15 protein-coding genes and 2 pseudogenes are annotated in these 15,668 nt (G+C 63.1%); 8 read left to right on the top strand and 9 right to left on the bottom strand.

Annotated elements, in window-relative coordinates:
- The first annotated feature begins 10 nt into the window (after positions 1-10).
- Entirely contained in the window at positions 11-799 is a 789-nt protein-coding gene (locus NKH50_RS01850) for a heme ABC transporter ATP-binding protein (protein WP_352876317.1), read from the top strand.
- A 13-nt stretch (positions 800-812) separates the two neighbouring features.
- Here NKH50_RS01850 and rirA read toward each other — a convergent pair whose 3' ends face one another.
- Entirely contained in the window at positions 813-1,274 is a 462-nt protein-coding gene (gene rirA, locus NKH50_RS01855) for an iron-responsive transcriptional regulator RirA (protein WP_352876320.1), read from the bottom strand.
- A gap of 191 nt (positions 1,275-1,465) precedes the next feature.
- On the opposite strand from rirA, the gene NKH50_RS01860 reads away from it, so the two are divergent.
- The 3 genes and pseudogenes from NKH50_RS01860 (at position 1,466) to NKH50_RS01870 (ending at position 3,911) form a co-directional block, all read left to right on the top strand.
- Positions 1,466-2,764, top strand: coding sequence for a DUF445 domain-containing protein (locus NKH50_RS01860; protein WP_352876323.1), 1,299 nt, complete (start codon positions 1,466-1,468; stop codon positions 2,762-2,764).
- An 83-nt stretch (positions 2,765-2,847) separates the two neighbouring features.
- Positions 2,848-3,275 (top strand): annotated as a pseudogene (locus tag NKH50_RS01865) (phasin family protein).
- A gap of 138 nt (positions 3,276-3,413) precedes the next feature.
- Entirely contained in the window at positions 3,414-3,911 is a 498-nt protein-coding gene (locus tag NKH50_RS01870; RefSeq protein ID WP_254818237.1) for a MaoC family dehydratase, read from the top strand.
- 38 nt (positions 3,912-3,949) lie between these two features.
- Here NKH50_RS01870 and NKH50_RS01875 read toward each other — a convergent pair whose 3' ends face one another.
- Positions 3,950-5,353 (bottom strand): aminotransferase-like domain-containing protein, encoded by a 1,404-nt coding sequence (locus NKH50_RS01875; protein WP_352876889.1) that lies wholly within the window; start codon positions 5,351-5,353, stop codon positions 3,950-3,952.
- Positions 5,354-5,457: 104 nt separating this feature from the next.
- Here NKH50_RS01875 and NKH50_RS01880 point away from each other — a divergent pair, with 104 nt between their 5' ends.
- Both NKH50_RS01880 and NKH50_RS01885 read left to right on the top strand, forming a co-directional pair.
- Entirely contained in the window at positions 5,458-6,366 is a 909-nt protein-coding gene (locus NKH50_RS01880) for a DMT family transporter (RefSeq protein WP_352804087.1), read from the top strand.
- Complete coding sequence (locus NKH50_RS01885) at positions 6,356-7,285, top strand: alpha/beta fold hydrolase (protein WP_352876327.1); 930 nt, start codon at positions 6,356-6,358, stop codon at positions 7,283-7,285. Before NKH50_RS01880 ends, NKH50_RS01885 begins: the two co-directional genes overlap by 11 nt.
- A gap of 241 nt (positions 7,286-7,526) precedes the next feature.
- On the opposite strand, the pseudogene NKH50_RS01890 reads toward NKH50_RS01885, so the two are convergent.
- A pseudogene (locus tag NKH50_RS01890) lies at positions 7,527-8,669 on the bottom strand (MFS transporter); the annotation flags it as partial.
- Positions 8,670-8,850: 181 nt separating this feature from the next.
- Here NKH50_RS01890 and NKH50_RS01895 point away from each other — a divergent pair.
- The gene (locus tag NKH50_RS01895; RefSeq protein WP_352876330.1) at positions 8,851-9,744 is read left to right on the top strand and encodes a LysR family transcriptional regulator; all 894 of its coding nucleotides are present in this window, start codon (positions 8,851-8,853) and stop codon (positions 9,742-9,744) included.
- A 19-nt stretch (positions 9,745-9,763) separates the two neighbouring features.
- Here NKH50_RS01895 and NKH50_RS01900 read toward each other — a convergent pair whose 3' ends face one another.
- From NKH50_RS01900 to NKH50_RS01915, 4 genes are read right to left on the bottom strand one after another with little or no spacing between them, the layout of a single operon-like run.
- Positions 9,764-10,804 (bottom strand): zinc-dependent alcohol dehydrogenase family protein, encoded by a 1,041-nt coding sequence (locus NKH50_RS01900; RefSeq protein WP_352876333.1) that lies wholly within the window; start codon positions 10,802-10,804, stop codon positions 9,764-9,766.
- 60 nt (positions 10,805-10,864) lie between these two features.
- Entirely contained in the window at positions 10,865-11,341 is a 477-nt protein-coding gene (locus NKH50_RS01905; protein WP_352505803.1) for a DUF4262 domain-containing protein, read from the bottom strand.
- Positions 11,331-11,981, bottom strand: coding sequence for a maleylacetoacetate isomerase (gene maiA, locus NKH50_RS01910; protein ID WP_352876336.1), 651 nt, complete (start codon positions 11,979-11,981; stop codon positions 11,331-11,333). The genes NKH50_RS01905 and maiA overlap by 11 nt, the downstream gene beginning before the upstream one ends.
- 4 nt (positions 11,982-11,985) lie before the next feature.
- Positions 11,986-12,696, bottom strand: coding sequence for a fumarylacetoacetate hydrolase family protein (locus NKH50_RS01915; protein WP_352876339.1), 711 nt, complete (start codon positions 12,694-12,696; stop codon positions 11,986-11,988).
- A gap of 228 nt (positions 12,697-12,924) precedes the next feature.
- Between NKH50_RS01915 and NKH50_RS01920 the strand changes: the two genes are divergently transcribed.
- Positions 12,925-13,608 (top strand): response regulator, encoded by a 684-nt coding sequence (locus NKH50_RS01920; RefSeq protein ID WP_254818245.1) that lies wholly within the window; start codon positions 12,925-12,927, stop codon positions 13,606-13,608.
- Positions 13,609-14,023: 415 nt separating this feature from the next.
- Here the strand turns inward: NKH50_RS01920 and NKH50_RS01925 are convergent, their stop codons facing one another.
- Together NKH50_RS01925 and NKH50_RS01930 are read right to left on the bottom strand one after the other, a co-directional pair.
- Entirely contained in the window at positions 14,024-14,251 is a 228-nt protein-coding gene (locus NKH50_RS01925; RefSeq protein ID WP_352876342.1) for a hypothetical protein, read from the bottom strand.
- A gap of 70 nt (positions 14,252-14,321) precedes the next feature.
- Complete coding sequence (locus tag NKH50_RS01930; RefSeq protein ID WP_254818247.1) at positions 14,322-15,662, bottom strand: ATP-binding response regulator; 1,341 nt, start codon at positions 15,660-15,662, stop codon at positions 14,322-14,324.
- Positions 15,663-15,668 lie beyond the last annotated feature (6 nt).

Genomic DNA, 15,668 nt, shown 5'->3' on the forward strand with positions numbered 1-15,668 from the left:
GAGGGTTTTTATGATCGAAGCGCGGGATGTCTCGGTGGCGATCGGCGGCAAGCGCATTGTCGCCAACGTCGATTTCGACGCGCCGCCGGGCGAAATAGCGGCCATCGTCGGCCCTAATGGTTCGGGCAAGACGACCTTTCTCAGAGCACTGTCCGGCGATCTTGCTTATTCGGGAGAGGTCGCCATCAACGGCCGCAATCTATCCGCGATGAAGCCGGTCGAGGCGGCGACGGTGCGCGCGGTGCTGCCACAGGCGACGACGCTGTCCTTCCCGTTCACCGTGCGTGAGATCGTCAGGCTAGGCCTAGTCGGCGGGCGCTCCGGCGCGTTGCCCGGCGAGGACCAGCGCCTGCCCGAACGGGCGCTGGCTCGCGTCGACCTCGACGGTTTTGCCGGCCGCTTCTACCAGGAGCTGTCCGGCGGCGAGCAGCAGCGCGTGCAGCTTGCCCGCGTTCTGTGCCAGGTGTGGGCGCCGGTGCTCGACGGCAAGCCGCGCTATTTGTTCCTCGACGAGCCGGTGTCCAGCCTCGACATCAAACACCAGCTGATCATCATGGACATCGCGCGTGATTTCGCCAGGCGCGGTGGCGGCGTGGTCGCCATCCTGCACGACCTCAATTTGACGGCGATGTATGCCGACCGGATTTTCGTCATGCATCGCGGCAGGCTCGCCGCTACAGGTTCGCCGCAACAGGTGCTCAGCGACGAGCTGATCGAAAAGGTCTTCGATTGCCGGCTGAAGGTCGGCGTGTTGCCGGCCGCAAACATGCCGTTCATATTGCCGCAATCGGCGGCTTAGGCAATCAGGAAACTCAGGCGGCCGGCGCCCTTTGCACCAGCATGTCAATGCCGAGCAGGTGCCGCACATTCGGGCGCGCCGTCACCAGATCGGCGATCGTGTAGCGCGACAGCACGGCGAAGAAGGCGTTGAGCGCTTCGCGCAATGCCGAATTCAAGGCGCAGCTGTCGACCAGCGGGCATTCGGCGGCGTCGTTCTCGAAGCACTCGGCCATGGCAAAGCTTTCCTCCGTCACCCGCACGACATCGAACAGGCTGATTGATTCGGCCGCACGGCCGAGCCTGACGCCGCCATTCCGGCCGCGCACCGTTTCGATCAGCCCGTGCTGGACCAGCGGCTGCAGGATCTTGAACAGGAAAAGTTCCGATACCGAATAGGCGGCGGCGATCTCGGGGATGCGGCTCAACCGTTCGGTGTTGGCGGCGCAATACATCAGAATGCGCATGGCGTAGTTTGTCTGACGGGTAAGCCGCATCGTGTCCTCACATAGCAGTGGTTGGCGTCAATATGGCCTATAGTTTGGAACAATTCCAGACTGGCGCTGCATAATAGATGAATTCCGGCGTCAAGTTTGCGTGCACGATTGCGCGCGCTGAAACCAGCGGCGCGCTTTCCGGGGCAGGCGGCACTAGATAAGTTCGCATACACGATCAGGAGCGGCCCATCATGTCTCGACCAGCCCCGGCATTTGCATCTGTCGCGTCCGCCCGGTTCGATGCCGATGCCAAGCTTTCGGCGCTCAGGCGCACCAAGTTCGTTGCCGCCGCAGCACTTGCGTTTTGCGTGCTGGTCTTTGCGGTGGCGAAATCGCTCGAGAGCCGGCATGCGTGGCTGGGCTTCGTCGCCGCTTTCGCCGAGGCGGCGACGATCGGCGGGCTGGCCGACTGGTATGCGGTGGTGGCGCTGTTTCGGCGGCCGCTTGGCCTGCCGATCCCGCATACGGCCATCATCCCGGAAAACCAGAACCGCATCGCCGACAATCTCGGCCGCTTCATCGAGGTCAATTTCCTGGCGCCGGAACCGGTGCGCGAAAAGCTTGCCGAGGTGGACTTTTCGGCGCTGGTCGCGGACTGGCTGGCCGACCCGAACCGCGCCGCCGATTTGTCGCGTTTCGTTGGCCGGCTGGTGCCGCAGACGCTGGTAGCGGTCGAGCAGTCCGGGCTGCGCGGATTCGTCACCAGCCGCATGCTGGAGCAGATCGAGAAGGTACCGCTGGCGCCGCTCGCCGCCGAGCTGCTGTCGGCGCTGACCGACGATCGCCGCCACCAGAAACTGTTCGACGAGTTCACCAAGGTGGTCGGCCGCTTTCTGAGCGACGAGCAGGCGCTGGCGACGATGCGCGAGAAGATCCGCGAGGAACTGCCGTCGCTGTTCAACCTGTTTCGCGCCGACGCCTATCTGTTGAAGAAGATCGTTGCGTCGGCCGGCTCGCTGCTCGATGAGGTGCGGGCCGATCCGCACCACCCGATGCGAGCCGAATTCGACCTTTTCGTCGAAACCTTCGTCGAGCGGTTGAGGACATCCAAACAATATGCCAGGCGCGCCGAAAAGCTGAAGCGCGATTTCCTTGCCCGGCCAGAGCTCAGCGCGCTGGCCGGCGATATGTGGGACAGCCTGCGGCTGTTCATCGAACAGGACGCCAAGGCGCCGAATTCGATGATCCGCGACCATCTCGCCACCATGTTCGTCGAGGTCGGCCGCCATCTTGCCGACGACGCGCAGATCAGGGCCGACATGAACCAGGGCTTCATCGTGGCGCTGGCCTCCTTCGTTGAAAGCCAGAAAAGCGGCGTGTCGAAGTTCATCGCCGACCAGGTCAAGCGCTGGGACCTCGCGCAATTGACAAGGCTTATCGAGATGAACATCGGCAAGGACCTGCAATATATCCGCTTCAACGGCATGATCATCGGTGGCCTTGCCGGACTCGTGCTCTACATCGCCGAGCGGCTGTTTGTCGTCGGCTGACTCGTCCGAATGGACCGCTGAGCTTCGCTGCACTATCTTCGGTGCAGTGGCGGCGTTCACGGCAACAGGGGGAGAGAACCAGCATGGCAAAACGACCGGAGTCTGAGTCCTTCATCGACATGTTCGGCAAGTTCGGCCGCGACCTGAAGCTGCCGAATGTCGACGTCGAGGCGATCCTTGCCCACCACGCCAGGAACCTGGAAGCGCTGGAGAAGTCGGCCCGGGCGAGTGCCGCCGGAGCGTCGGCGCTGTTGTCAAGGCAACGCGAGATGCTGCAGGACACGCTGCGCGAAATCACCGACATGGCACAAAACTATCGAGCGCCCGGCAATCCGCAGGAAATGATGCAGAAGCAGGCGGCGTTCGCCAGGAATCCTTCGAGACCGCGCTGAAGAATGCCGGCGAAATGGCCGAACTGGCGAGGGCGTCCGGTACCGAATCGATCGAAATCCTGCGCAGCCGCATCAAGGAGGCGATGGAGGAGATCCGCGCCGGCCACCACAAGAGGTAAGCTGTTCCCCGGCAGCACGCTTGCCGGCAGCGACGACCGGCGGTTCGCGGCCGAAGATTATGGGCTGGAATCGCACTGGCGAATTGACAGGGGCGGCCGGTCGTGGTCCGGAACAGGCAAGCGATCGGGAAAGCAGGAATGACGCAGATACGGCCGAGGACGCCGCCGACCTTCGAGCAACTCAGGGCGATGGCCGGGCAGGAGTTGGGCGTTTCGGACTGGACGTTGGTCGATCAGCACCGCATCGACCAGTTTGCCGAATGCACTGGCGATCATCAATGGATCCATGTCGATCCCGAACGGGCGAAGCGGCAAAGCCCGTTCCGCACCACGATCGCGCATGGTTATCTGACCCTGTCGATCATCGGCGCGCTGGCGCTCGAGATGGGGATCGTGCCCGAAAACACGCAGGCCGCGTTCAACTACGGTTTCGACAAAGTGCGTTTCGTAGCGCCGGTCAGGGTCGGCTCGCGAATCAGGCTGCGCACCACGCTGTTGTCGATGGAAGACAAAGGTCCGGGGCAGTATTTGATGAAGGCCGCCAATACAGTCGAGATCGAAGGCGAGCAAAAGCCGGCGCTGACCGCCGAGACGCTCGTCATGCTTTATGCACGCCGCAAGCGGGCAGGGGCCTGAGAGCACAGCCTCAGGCCAGCAGGCTTCCGGCAGCGCAATCAACGCGACATCGCCTCTTCAAGCGCCCTGAAAATCCGGTCGTCGCCCGATTGGGCGACGTTGAAGCGCATGTAACGGCTGGCCGAACGGGACAGGCTGAACGCATTGCCGGGCGCAAGCACGACGTTGGCCGACAAAGCGTGACGGGCGACGTCCGCGGCATCTATTCCCTCCGGCAGCCTGCACCATAAAAACATGCCGGCCGGCTGATCTATCCACGGCACGATGCCGATTGCCCTGAGCCGGGTGCCGGTTTCTTCCATGGCGTGCGAGAGCCGCGCGCGCAGCAGATCGACGTGCTTGCGATAGAGGCCGTCCTTCAGCAACGTCAGCACCAGTTCGGATGCAAGTCGCCCGCTGCCAAAGGATGTGGCAATCTTGAGATCGGTCAAACCTTCCATCCAGTCGCGAGGAGCGGCGATGAAGCCGCAGCGCACCGATGCCGACAGCGTCTTGGAAACGCTTCCGATATGGATGACCCGGCTGAGGCCGTCGAAGGCCGCCAGCCTGGGCGCGGGCGTGAGTTCGAAATCGGCGAATATATCGTCCTCGATGATCGTCAGCCCCGACTGGTCGGCGAGCTTCAGCACCCGATGGGCAACGACCGGGGACAATATCGCGCCGGTCGGATTATGGAGCGCCGAATTGGTGATGTAGAGGCGCGGCCGGTGCTCGTTCAGCGCCTGCGCGAACAGTTCGATGTCCGGTCCCGAGCGCGTGTAGGGGACACTGATCACCTTGGCCCGATGGGCGCGCAACAGGGCATGGAAGTTGAAATAGCACGGATCGTCGACCAACACCGTGTCACCCGGTTCGAGCAGGAACCGGCACAGCAGGTCGATCGCCTGAGTGCCCGATTCCGTCAGCATGATCTGTTCCGGGGACGCTTCGATGCCGTGCTCGGCCATGCGCCGCGCCAGCAGGTGTCGCAACGCCGGCAACCCGAGCGGCGTGCCGTAATCGGTCAGCGCTGCATCGTCGGCGCGGGCCATCGTCCGCAGCGCGCGACGCAATCCGGCCTCGGGCATCCATGACGCCGGCAACCAGCCGCAACCCGGTTTCAGGACGCCGTCGCCGGCTTCCAACGATTGGCGTGAGACCCAGAGCGGGTCGACAGCACGGTCAAGCCTGGGGCCGATCTCGGCCAGCGACAGCGGAGCCAGCGGTCCGGCGGCATAGAAGCCCGAGCCTGGCCGCGAGCGGATCATGCCTTCCGCCGCAAGACGTTCATAGGCTTCGACCACGGTGGATTTGGAAACCTGCATGGCCTTGGCGAAAGCTCGGATCGAAGGCAGCCGCATTCCCGGTGTCAGGCTGCGCGAGGCGATCCTGTGCCTGATCGTCGCCATGACGCTTTCGACAAGCGTTCGGCTGCCTTCATCTGTTGTCGTCTGCTCGTCCATCCGTACTGCTCGCCCCACCATGACAGTTTTGTCAAACTGTACCTGATTGTCTCTGGCGGAGCCATACGCTCGGCCCGATAGAGGGCGAAATCAGCGGGGCATCTATGGACAAGGCGGCGAGTAGCTGGGCGGCGAGTAGCTGGGCGGCGAGTGGCTGGGCGGCAAGTGGCTGGGTCAACGGGTTCATCGGCGTGCTGATCTTCAGCGGTTCGCTCCCGGCGACGCGCGTGGCGGTGATGGATTTCGATCCGGTGTTCGTAACGGTCGCCCGTGCGGCTTCGGCGGGCATCCTCGGCCTGGCGCTGCTGCTCCTCTTTCGCCAGAAGCGCCCGGAGCGGCGAGATCTGTTCCCGCTGGCGATCGTGGCGCTTGGCGTCGTGGTCGGCTTTCCCCTGCTGACGGCGCTGGCGCTCAAGCACATCACGTCGGCTCACTCGATCATTTTCGTCGGCCTGTTGCCGTTGGCGACCGCGATCTTCGGCGTGGTTCGAGGCGGCGATCGCCCGAAGCCGGCGTTCTGGCTGTTCTCCTGCCTCGGCAGCGCCCTTGTTGCCGGTTTTGCAGTCACGCAAGGCCTGTCGGTCTCGCCGCTCGGCGACATCCTGATGCTGGCCGCCATCATCGTGTGCGGATTGGGCTATGCGGAGGGAGCGGCGCTGTCGCGCAAACTCGGTGGTTGGCAGGTGATTTCGTGGGCACTGGTGCTGTCGCTGCCCTTCATGCTGGCGCTGACGTTCATCACGATGCCGCCGTCGCTCGAAAGTGCCGGCAGGGGCGCCTGGATTGGCTTGGCCTATGTTTCGCTGTTCAGCATGCTGATCGGTTTCGTGTTCTGGTATCGCGGCCTGGCGCAAGGCGGCATCGCCGCGGTCGGTCAGTTGCAGCTGCTGCAGCCCTTCTTCGGACTCGGGCTGGCGGCAGCGCTGCTGCATGAGCAGGTCAGTCCCGCCATGATCGCCGTCACCGCAGCCATCGTGCTTTGCGTGGTCGGTGCCAAGAGATATGCAAAATAGGTGCGGCAGCGCACTCTTGACTCGATACAATCGCGTCCAATTGATACCAAGAGCTGCCGACCTGGCGGAACGACGTCTCGAGGTGCCGAGTCGGCCAGAGTGGCACAAAGGCGCGAGGTGGCCTCACGTCGGCGTGGAGGAAAAAGGGACGATTTTGGTGCCTGGGGTCCGCTCTTCGCGGACGTTTCGCGACGTGATCGCGCCGCTCTCCGGCTGCGCCTATGTCGTGGCGCCTGACCTGCCGGGCTTCGGCGCGTCCGATCTGCCGCCCGAGCCATCGTTCGACATGCTGGCCAGCGCGATTGAAGAGCTGCTCTCGCGTCTCAACGTTGGCCGCAGGTTTCTTTATCTGCATGATTTCGGAACCCCGGTAGCGCTTCATCTCGCCATGCGCGCGCCGGAACTCGTCGAAGGCCTCGTTATCCAGAATGCCAATGCCCACCGCTCCGGTTTTGGTCCGCAATGGGCAGACACATTGGATTTCTGGGCTGCGCCGAATGCGGCGAATGAGCAGGCCGCCACCGCCCATCTGACCCTCGAGGGAACACGCGACCAGTACGTCGCCGGGCTGCCAGCCGAGATCGCGGCGCGGGTCGATCCAGGTAATTGGATTGAAGACTGGCGGGTCATGTGTCTGCCGGGACGACTTGATCTGCAGAAGGCGCTGATTGCCGACTACGGCCGGTACGTCGACCGGTTCGGGGAAGTTGCTGATTATCTGGCGAAGCATCAGCCCCGAGCGATGCTTCTTTGGGGTCGCCACGATGCCTTCTTCGACATTGCAGAGGTTCAGTCGTGGCTTGTGGATCTTCCCCGGATGGAAGCTCACGTCTTCGACGCAGGCCATTTTCTTCTGGAGACGCATGCGCCCAAGGCTGCTGGACTGATGCTGGAGTTCGTCGCCGGCGGCTCAGCTTAGCGCGCTGGCCGCGGCGACCAGAAATAGTCGCAAGGATCAGCGCCGCCACTACCAGGGCCGTCGCCACCTGGAAAGTGACCTGCATCCCTCGTGCGGCTGCCGCAGGTGCTAATATGGCCAAGCCAGTTCCTTCGCTTCCGCCAGCCGATGCGAAGGCAAACACCGCGCCCATCACCGACGCACCGGTGATCAGGCCGAGATTGCGCGACAGATTGAGAAGGCCGGAGACGACGCCGCGCTGGTCGGGTGCCACGCCGGTCATCACGGCTGAATTGTTGGAGGTCTGAAACAGGCTGTAGCCGGTGCAGACGATGATGATCGGCACGATATAGCCGGCAATACCGAATTCCGCCCGCGACAGAGCAAAAGTACCAATAGCGAGATCGAACAGGCCGACGATCGTGATCCGGTGCGCCCCGAAACGATCGACCAGGCGTCCGGCCGGCAGCGCCGCCAATGCGGTAACCAGAGGGCCGGTCGACAGAACCAGCCCGACCATGGCTGCGTCTAGCCCAAGCGTGCGCGACAGATAGAACGGCGCGACCACCAGCGTCGCCATCATCACGGTGGCGACGATCAGGCTCATGGCGAGGCTTGCGTTCAACGCCTGATCGCGGAGCCTCGCAGGTTGAATCAAAGGGTTCTCGGCCCTTGTCTGCGCAATCACGAACAGCAGGCCAGCCACGGCGGCGGCAATCAGCAAGCCGATATTGAGAGAACCAAAACTGCCGCGCCCAAGAGTCATGGCGAGCGCATAGGCGGCCAGCGTCAGAGCAAGTAAGGCCGTGCCGATCCCGTCGAAACCCCGCCGATCTGGCGTCTTTTTTCCGGCCGGCAGGACGCGCCAGGCAAGCGCGAAGGCCAGCGCCCCCAACGGCAGATTGATGAGGAAGATCGCGCGCCAGCCGAGGCCGGCGATCAGCAATCCGCCAAGCGACGGGCCAAGCGTGGTGCCGATCGCCGACATGGCGCCGAGCAGGCCCATGGCGCTGCCGGTTTTTCCCCGGGGAACCGTGTCCGCGACAAAGGCCAGCGTAAGAGCCATCATGACAGCCGCGCCGAGCCCCTGTGCCGCCCGTGCGGCGATCAGCAGCCAGAGCGTCGGGGCAAGCCCGCAAAGCACGGATGCGAAGGTGAACAGGGCAATGCCGCCGAGCAATAGCGGGCGGCGGCCGAATATGTCGGCGAGCCGTCCGGCGCTGACGACCAGGGTGGTGATGGCGAGCAGATAGGCAAGAACGACCCATTGCACGAGCTGGAACGATGCGCCGAACGCCTGCATCAGCGATGGCAGCCCGACGCTGGCGATGCTGGTGGCGAGCGACGACAGCAGCGTTGAAAGCGACAGGCTTGCCAATGCCCATCGGGTCGAGCGGGCGCTCACCGGGGCAACTTCGTCCCAGGTCTTTTCAGCGGTCGATGCCAAGGTGAACTCCTCTGCCGTCAGCCCCAAATCGGAGCTGTCGGAGGCTATTCCCTCGCACGATGTGGCGGAAGGCGCAGTATTTGCATCTTATTCGTGCATGAAACGCCACATTACGGCTGAGCTGTGCTACGGTCCTTGCATGTCGTCGCCCGATCTCAATCTGCTTGTCGCCCTTGATGTGCTGCTGAGCGAAGGCAGCGTCGCGCGCGCCGCCGGGCGGCTGCGCCTCAGTCCCTCGGCGATGAGCCGGACGTTGGCGCGGTTGCGCCAGGCGACAGGCGACCCATTGCTGGTTCGGGCTGGCCGTGGCCTGGTTGCGACGCCGCGCGCGCTCGAATTGCAGCAACAAGTGGGACGCGTCGTGCAGGATGCGGGAGCGCTGCTGCGCCCGGCCAGGCCCCTCGACCTCTCCGCTCTCGACAAGGTCTTCACGCTGCGCGCCAACGAAAGCTTCGTCGAGGAGTTCGCACCGCGTCTTGTGACCCGTGTCGAAGCGGATGCGCCCGGCGTGCGGCTGCGTTTTGCGCCGAAATCCGACAAGAGCGACATGTCGTTGCGCGACGCGGCGATTGATCTCGAAATCGGGGTTGCCAGTGAAACGAGCCCTGAAATGCGCATTCAGGCGCTGTTTCGCGACCGCTTCATCGGTGTGGTGCGAACGGGACATAAACTGAGCGAGGGCCCGGTGAGCCCGGAACGTTATGCGGCCGGTCGCCACATCAGCGTGTCGCGGCGTGGCCGCGAAAAGGGCCCGATCGACGAGGCCTTGAAACTGCTGGGTCTCCAGCGGACGGTTGCGTGCATGGTTTCCAGCTTCTCGGCCACGCTCGCCATGGCGCGCGCCTCCGATCTGATCGCCAGCGTCCCCGAACGGCACACGCCGGGCGCGCGCGCAGGCATGTACAGCTTCCCGTTGCCGGTCGATATCGAGGAGGTCACCATTTCGATGCTCTGGCATCCGCGGCTCGATGTCGATCCGGCGCAGCGCTGGCTGCGAGCCTGCGTGCGGGAGGTCTGCGCGTCGTTTCGCTGATCCAGAGTCGGGGCGTGATCTAGAATCTGGTCACCACGCCGATGCCGATGCCTTCGAAGCCGCCCATCGCCATCAAAGCCGCCGGCGCTTCCTCGAGGCTGATCTTGTTGCCGACCAGGAGTTCGGGTTTGAGCTTGCCGGTGCGGATCATCTCCATCATCGCCTGGTAGCGAAACGCCTGCATACCGTGGCTGCCGCGGATTTCGAGCTCGAATGCGATCACCTTGTCCATCGGAATCTGCGGCCTGGCATGGTCGCCGAGCATCAGGCCGACCTGCACGTGGCGCCCGCGGCGGCGCAGGTTCGCGATCGAATTGAACGAGGTTGTCGGGTGGCCGAGCGCGTCCATCGACATATGCGCGCCGCCATTGGTGATCTGCTTGACCGCCTTGACCACGTTGGGCGTCTTTGCCGCGTTGATCGTCGCCACCGCGCCGATCTTTTTGGCGAAGTCCAGCTTCTCGTCGGTGAGGTCGATGGCGACGACATTGGCTCCCATGGCGCTGGCGATCATGATCGCCGACAGGCCGACGCCGCCACAGCCATGCACGGCCACCCATTCGCCGGGAGTCACGCGGCCCTGATCGACGATGGCGCGGAACGAGGTGACGAAGCGGCAGCCGAGGCTGGCGGCGGTGGCGAATTCCATCTCGTCGGGCAAGCGTACGAGATTGGTATCGGCATGGTCGATGGCGACATATTCGGCGAACGACCCCCAGGCGGTGAAGCCGGGCTGGAACTGGTGCTCGCAGACCTGGTGGTTGCCCGACGTGCATTCGAAGCAGCGGCCGCACCCGACGGCAAACGGCACGGTGACGCGCTCGCCGCCCCTCCAGCGGGTCACCTGGTTGCCTGCGGAGACCACGACGCCGGCCAGTTCGTGGCCCGGCACATGCGGCAGCCGGATGCCGTCGTCGTGGCCCATCCAGCCATGCCAGTCGCTGCGGCAGAGGCCGGTCGCCTCCACCTTGATGATGACGCCTTCCGGCGAAGGCGTCGGATCCGGCACCGTCTGGATCGTCGGCGCCTCGCCGAATTTTTCGAAGACGACGGCTTTCATGACAAGGCTTTCATAAGTTTCAATTCACTAAGGGCGCATTCGTCAGGCGGTTGTTCGGAGTTAGCTTGATGCCGGCGGCGTGTCGAGAAGCGGTTGCCGCTTTCGAAACCACTCGCTCGCTTCAGTATCCCACGGCCAGATGCCTTCGGTCGTAGGATAGATAAGCTGCATAACCCGGAAGCCCAGGCCGTCGTAGAACCAGATGTCCCAACCGAAATGTTCAGGGTAGTGCTCAACATGGACCGAGCCAAACTGACAGTCGAAGCCGCCTATGAAACCAGACGATCGCTGCCCGATGCGGAAAATCTCGCCGTTGCACACCCGTCTGCAGTATTGGTTGATGACAGACTGGGAAAGCTCTGGCTTCAGCCCGACAACGACCAGTTCAGGAGCATTGAAATTGTGCTCTATCCCCACCGAGTAGCTGAAAGGGGGATGCTCGCCTTCTTCCAGCACATACAGAATGTGGCAGCCATATTCTTCGATGTCGGCGAGCGTTTTCGCTTCATCTGGATCTTTGGCTTCTCTATTCGGCATCGATCTGGTTCTCCGGCGCGGCCTTCCGGAATGCCGGCAGCGCCATGCAGGCGGCATTGATGCGCGCGATCGTCGGGTAGGGCGTCATGTCGAGGCCGAAGCGGGCATTGCTGGTGACCTGTGCGACCAGGCAGATATCGGCCAATCCCGGCGTGTCACCATGGCAGAATGTCTTGGTCTCGGGCGAGGGAGCCAGAATCTTTTCAAGCGGCTGGAAGCCTTCGTTGACCCAGTGCCGGAACCAGTTGACGACATCCTGGTTGCCGGCGCCGAACAGCGTGCGCAACGAGGTCAGCACGCGCAGATTGTTCACCGGATGGATGTCGCATGCGATCATCTGCGCCAGCATCCTGACGCGGGCGCGGCCAGGCGCATCCTTGGGCAGCAGCGGTGGCTCAGGGGTGGTCTCGTCAAGATATTCGATGATCGCCAGCGATTGCGTCAGCAGCGTGCCATCGCTGAGGACCAGCGCCGGCACCAGCCCTTGCGGATTGACCGCGAGGTAGGTGGGATCCAGATGCTCGCCGTGGCGCAAATGATGCGGCACGTACTCGTAGGCCAAGCCCTTCATCTCCAGCGCGATCCGCACCCGGTAAGAGGTCGAGGAACGGTAGTAGTTGTGAAGGACGATATCGCTCATTGTGTCACGGGCCCGGTTGGCCGATGGTCAGTTCGATTTCGCCGATGCCGTCGACGCCGCCGGTGATCTTTTCGCCCGGCCCAACGGCGCCGACGCCGGCCGGCGTGCCGGTGAAGATCAGGTCGCCGGGCCTAAGTTCTACCGCCTCGCTGCAAATCGAGACGATGTCGGGAACCGGCCAGATCAGTTCGGCAAGGTCGCCGTCCTGCCTGATCTCGCCGTCGACCGCGAGCCAGATGCTGCCCTTGTCGGGATTACCGGATTGTTGCGCCGGGACCAGCGGGCCGCAGGGCGCTGAACGGTCGAAGGCTTTCGACCAGTCCCACGGTCGTGCCGCCTTTTTCGCATCGTCCTGAAGGTCGCGGCGGGTCAGGTCGACGCCGACGCCGTAACCCCAGACATGGTTCAGCGCCCGCTGGCGCGGGATGCGAAAGCCGGTCTTGCCGATCGCGACGACCAGCTCGATTTCGTGATGCAGGTTTTGGGTCAGCGGCGGGTAGGGGATCGTGGCGCCCGAACCGACTACCGCGTCGACCACTGCGTCGCCCGGTTTGGTGAAGAAGAAGGGCGGGTCGCGCTCGTCATTGCCGAACTCGCGGGCATGGGCGGCATAGTTGCGGCCGACGCAGAAGATCCGGCGCACCGCAAAACGCTCCGGCGAGCCGGCGACGGCCACCGACGGGGTTGCGGGCAGGGGAAGGACGAAGCCGGTCATGCACTGTCTCTGTTCAGTGGATCTGTCCCCGGCACATTCGGCCGATTTGGGCAAACGGGCAAGGCATTGGATGGCGGAAGAGCAGGCCTGCCGCACGGTGCCGCGGAAATCGTCGGCCCATTCTGCTTTAGCCAGCCAAGATGGCAATGTACTATTTGGCAATAAGCTGGCCATGGTTGCCGGACTATTCTAGACCAGAACAGACCAGACCGAACCGAAGTGAAGCTAATGACCGCAGTCAACGATCGCGCCCGGTTCCTCATCATCGACGACCATCCGCTGTTTCGCGAGGCCCTGCACAGCGCAGTGCAGATGGCCTATCCGGAGGTCGACACGGTGGAAGCGCGCTCGATTGCCGAGGCGCTCGAGCTTCTGACGGATGCCAAGCCGTTCGACCTCGCATTGCTTGATCTCAGTATGCCCGACGTGCATGGCTTTGACGGGCTGCTGCAGCTCAGGACGCGTTATCCGCGCCTGCCGGTGGTCATCGTCTCCGGCTATGAGGAGCCGAAGATCATTTCCGAGGCGCTGTCCTACGGCGCGGCCGGCTTCATTCCGAAATCGGCACGCAAGAGCGATCTTGCCGCGGCCATCCGCTCGGTGATGGAAGGTGCGATCTATGTTCCCCAGACCTATGAGGGCCGGCCGCCCGACGCCGACAGCACCGACCGCGCCGAGATGGTACAGCGCCTGGCCACGCTGACGCCGCAGCAGCTCAAGGTGCTGCAGATGCTGCGCCAGGGCCTGCTCAACAAACAGATCGCCTACGAGCTGCAGGTCGGCGAGACCACGGTCAAGGCGCATGTCTCGGAAATCCTGCGCAAGCTCAACGTCTACAGCCGCACCCAGGCGGTGATCGAGGTCTCGAAGCTGGACAATGCCGAGCTGTTTCGCGATCCGGCGGGGTTTTGAGAGGGCTCGCTAAAAAGCGCACCGTCACTGTAGTCGACCGCACTCGTGTCACCGCAATCGGACTAGACTAGCGACGGCTCTCACGTTTCCCAACGCCAGCTAAGGAACGGGCCTCTCTCTAGTCAGATCAAACTCGCGGGGCGATTGCTCGGCGGCAGTTAGCCTCTTTCCGGCATCTAGTAAAATGGCCGCTCCGGGTCCAACGTAGAATGCTCTAACTTTACTGAATTGCTTCTGAACGCCCTGCTAAAAATCTTCATCAGCTCCTGAGCAAGCGGCGCGTCGGAGGCTGTTGCCACGCGGCCATTTATGACAACATCTTCACCCCATCGCCCACCGGGGGAAAGCGTGACTGTGTCCGGGTTGATAAGCTGATCTAACGAATATCGGATACCGAAGACTGTTTTTATCGGCCTCACCTCAATCGGAATGTCGCGGCCAGTGACAAGAAATGATCGACCGCTGGAAGCCGATCCAGTGGCTGATTGCCCAAGACTGGGAATTTGCCTTCCATTGCTAAAGTTTCAAATTCCATCGTGGGAAACTGACCCATGAGAATGTATTTTATCGGAATATCACGCTCTACAGCTTCCAACACAGGGAGAAGATCATCCTTTAACGCAAAGAAGTGAACCTGCTTCATATGAATTACCGCCTAGGCACAAGTAATGGCTGGAATGCGGTGACCCGTGTGCTGGGAAGATACGACCAGTTCAAGCCAGCAAATGCGCCAGCAGCGCCCTTAGCTGTGCCGGTTTCAGCGGCTTGCGCATCAGCTCGATGCCGGCGGCGCGGGCGGCGTTGGCGACGGTCTCCGAACCGTCGGCGGTGACGATCAGCGCCGGCACGGCGCGGCCGAGATAATCACGGACCTCGGCGATTGTGGTGGTGCCGAGGTCGCCGCCATCGAGATGCTGGTCGGCTATGACAATGTCTGGCAACCAGTCGGTATCGCCAAGCATGTCGAGCGCGTCACCGGTCGAGGTGGCGGGGCGCACCAGGCATTGCCAGCGCTCGAGCAGGGAGGTCATCGCCTGCAGCACCTCGATGTCGTTCTCGACCAGCAGCACCCTTGTGCCGAACAGACCGTACCCGCGCGGCCGCTCCATGTCGACGGTGCCGGCGATTGGATCGGCCGTGTCGCCGATCCCGACCGGAACGTCGATATGGAAAATCGTGCCATGTCCGACCTTCGACGAAAACGTGACGGGATGGCCGAGTGCCGCGGCGATGCGGCGCACGATGGCCAGCCCCAACCCCAGCCCGCCGGCGGCAAGCCCGGCATCCGTCGGGATCACGCCCCGATGGAATTCCTCGAACACAGCCTCGCGCTGGTCGTCGGGGATGCCGCAGCCGGTATCGGCGACGTCGATGCGGATCGTGTCGCCGCGATGCCTGGTGCCGACCAACACGCCGCCCGAGCGGGTATAGCGCAGTGCATTGGACAGGATGTTCTGCAGGATGCGGCGCAGCAAGGTTCGGTCCGAACGAACGAGCGCATCGACCGGCCGGAACTTCAGCGTCAGCCCCTTCATCTCCGCGACCGGCTGAAAATCCGAGCGCAGAGAGGAAAACAGCGTCTCCAGGCTGACATCGGTGATGTCGGGCTGCACGACGCCGGCATCGAGCTTGGAAATGTCGAGCAAGGTGCGGAGCAGGTCCTCCATCGTCTCCAGCGATCGCTCGACCTGGCGGACCAGGTTTCTGCCTTCCTCGCTGGTCTGTACTTCGGCAAGTGCCGAGACCGACAGATGCGCGGCGTTCAGCGGCTGCAGCACGTCATGGCTGGCGGCCGCAAGGAACCTGGTCTTGGACAGGTTCGCCAGCTCGGCGTTTTCCTTGGCTGCATTCAAGTCGATGTTCGACTGCTCCAGCCGGCGCAAGGTCGAATGCAGCTCTTCGGTGCGGCTGCGCACCCGGCTCTCGAGCGAAATGGCGGTCTGGAACAGCGAAAAAGCATTGCCTTGCTGGTCCATGGAGCGCTCGACGCGGCTGATCAGCGCGGCGTTGATCTTCTTCAGCCTTTCCAGGTCGTCGATGTTCCTGAGCGGCATGCCGGA

It is taken from the genome of Mesorhizobium sp. M1027, assembly GCF_040318745.1.
In the GTDB taxonomy this organism is placed as follows: Bacteria; Pseudomonadota; Alphaproteobacteria; order Rhizobiales; family Rhizobiaceae; genus Mesorhizobium.

Coding starts and splice junctions, on each gene's coding strand:
- NKH50_RS01850 (WP_352876317.1), top strand. CDS start 11: ATGATCGAAGCGCGGGATGTCTCGGTGGCGATCGGCGGCAAGCGCATT.
- rirA (WP_352876320.1), bottom strand. CDS start 1,274: ATGCGGCTTACCCGTCAGACAAACTACGCCATGCGCATTCTGATGTAT.
- NKH50_RS01860 (WP_352876323.1), top strand. CDS start 1,466: ATGTCTCGACCAGCCCCGGCATTTGCATCTGTCGCGTCCGCCCGGTTC.
- NKH50_RS01870 (WP_254818237.1), top strand. CDS start 3,414: ATGACGCAGATACGGCCGAGGACGCCGCCGACCTTCGAGCAACTCAGG.
- NKH50_RS01875 (WP_352876889.1), bottom strand. CDS start 5,353: ATGGACGAGCAGACGACAACAGATGAAGGCAGCCGAACGCTTGTCGAA.
- NKH50_RS01880 (WP_352804087.1), top strand. CDS start 5,458: ATGGACAAGGCGGCGAGTAGCTGGGCGGCGAGTAGCTGGGCGGCGAGT.
- NKH50_RS01885 (WP_352876327.1), top strand. CDS start 6,356: ATGCAAAATAGGTGCGGCAGCGCACTCTTGACTCGATACAATCGCGTC.
- NKH50_RS01895 (WP_352876330.1), top strand. CDS start 8,851: ATGTCGTCGCCCGATCTCAATCTGCTTGTCGCCCTTGATGTGCTGCTG.
- NKH50_RS01900 (WP_352876333.1), bottom strand. CDS start 10,804: ATGAAAGCCGTCGTCTTCGAAAAATTCGGCGAGGCGCCGACGATCCAG.
- NKH50_RS01905 (WP_352505803.1), bottom strand. CDS start 11,341: ATGCCGAATAGAGAAGCCAAAGATCCAGATGAAGCGAAAACGCTCGCC.
- maiA (WP_352876336.1), bottom strand. CDS start 11,981: ATGAGCGATATCGTCCTTCACAACTACTACCGTTCCTCGACCTCTTAC.
- NKH50_RS01915 (WP_352876339.1), bottom strand. CDS start 12,696: ATGACCGGCTTCGTCCTTCCCCTGCCCGCAACCCCGTCGGTGGCCGTC.
- NKH50_RS01920 (WP_254818245.1), top strand. CDS start 12,925: ATGACCGCAGTCAACGATCGCGCCCGGTTCCTCATCATCGACGACCAT.
- NKH50_RS01925 (WP_352876342.1), bottom strand. CDS start 14,251: ATGAAGCAGGTTCACTTCTTTGCGTTAAAGGATGATCTTCTCCCTGTG.
- NKH50_RS01930 (WP_254818247.1), bottom strand. CDS start 15,662: ATGCCGCTCAGGAACATCGACGACCTGGAAAGGCTGAAGAAGATCAAC.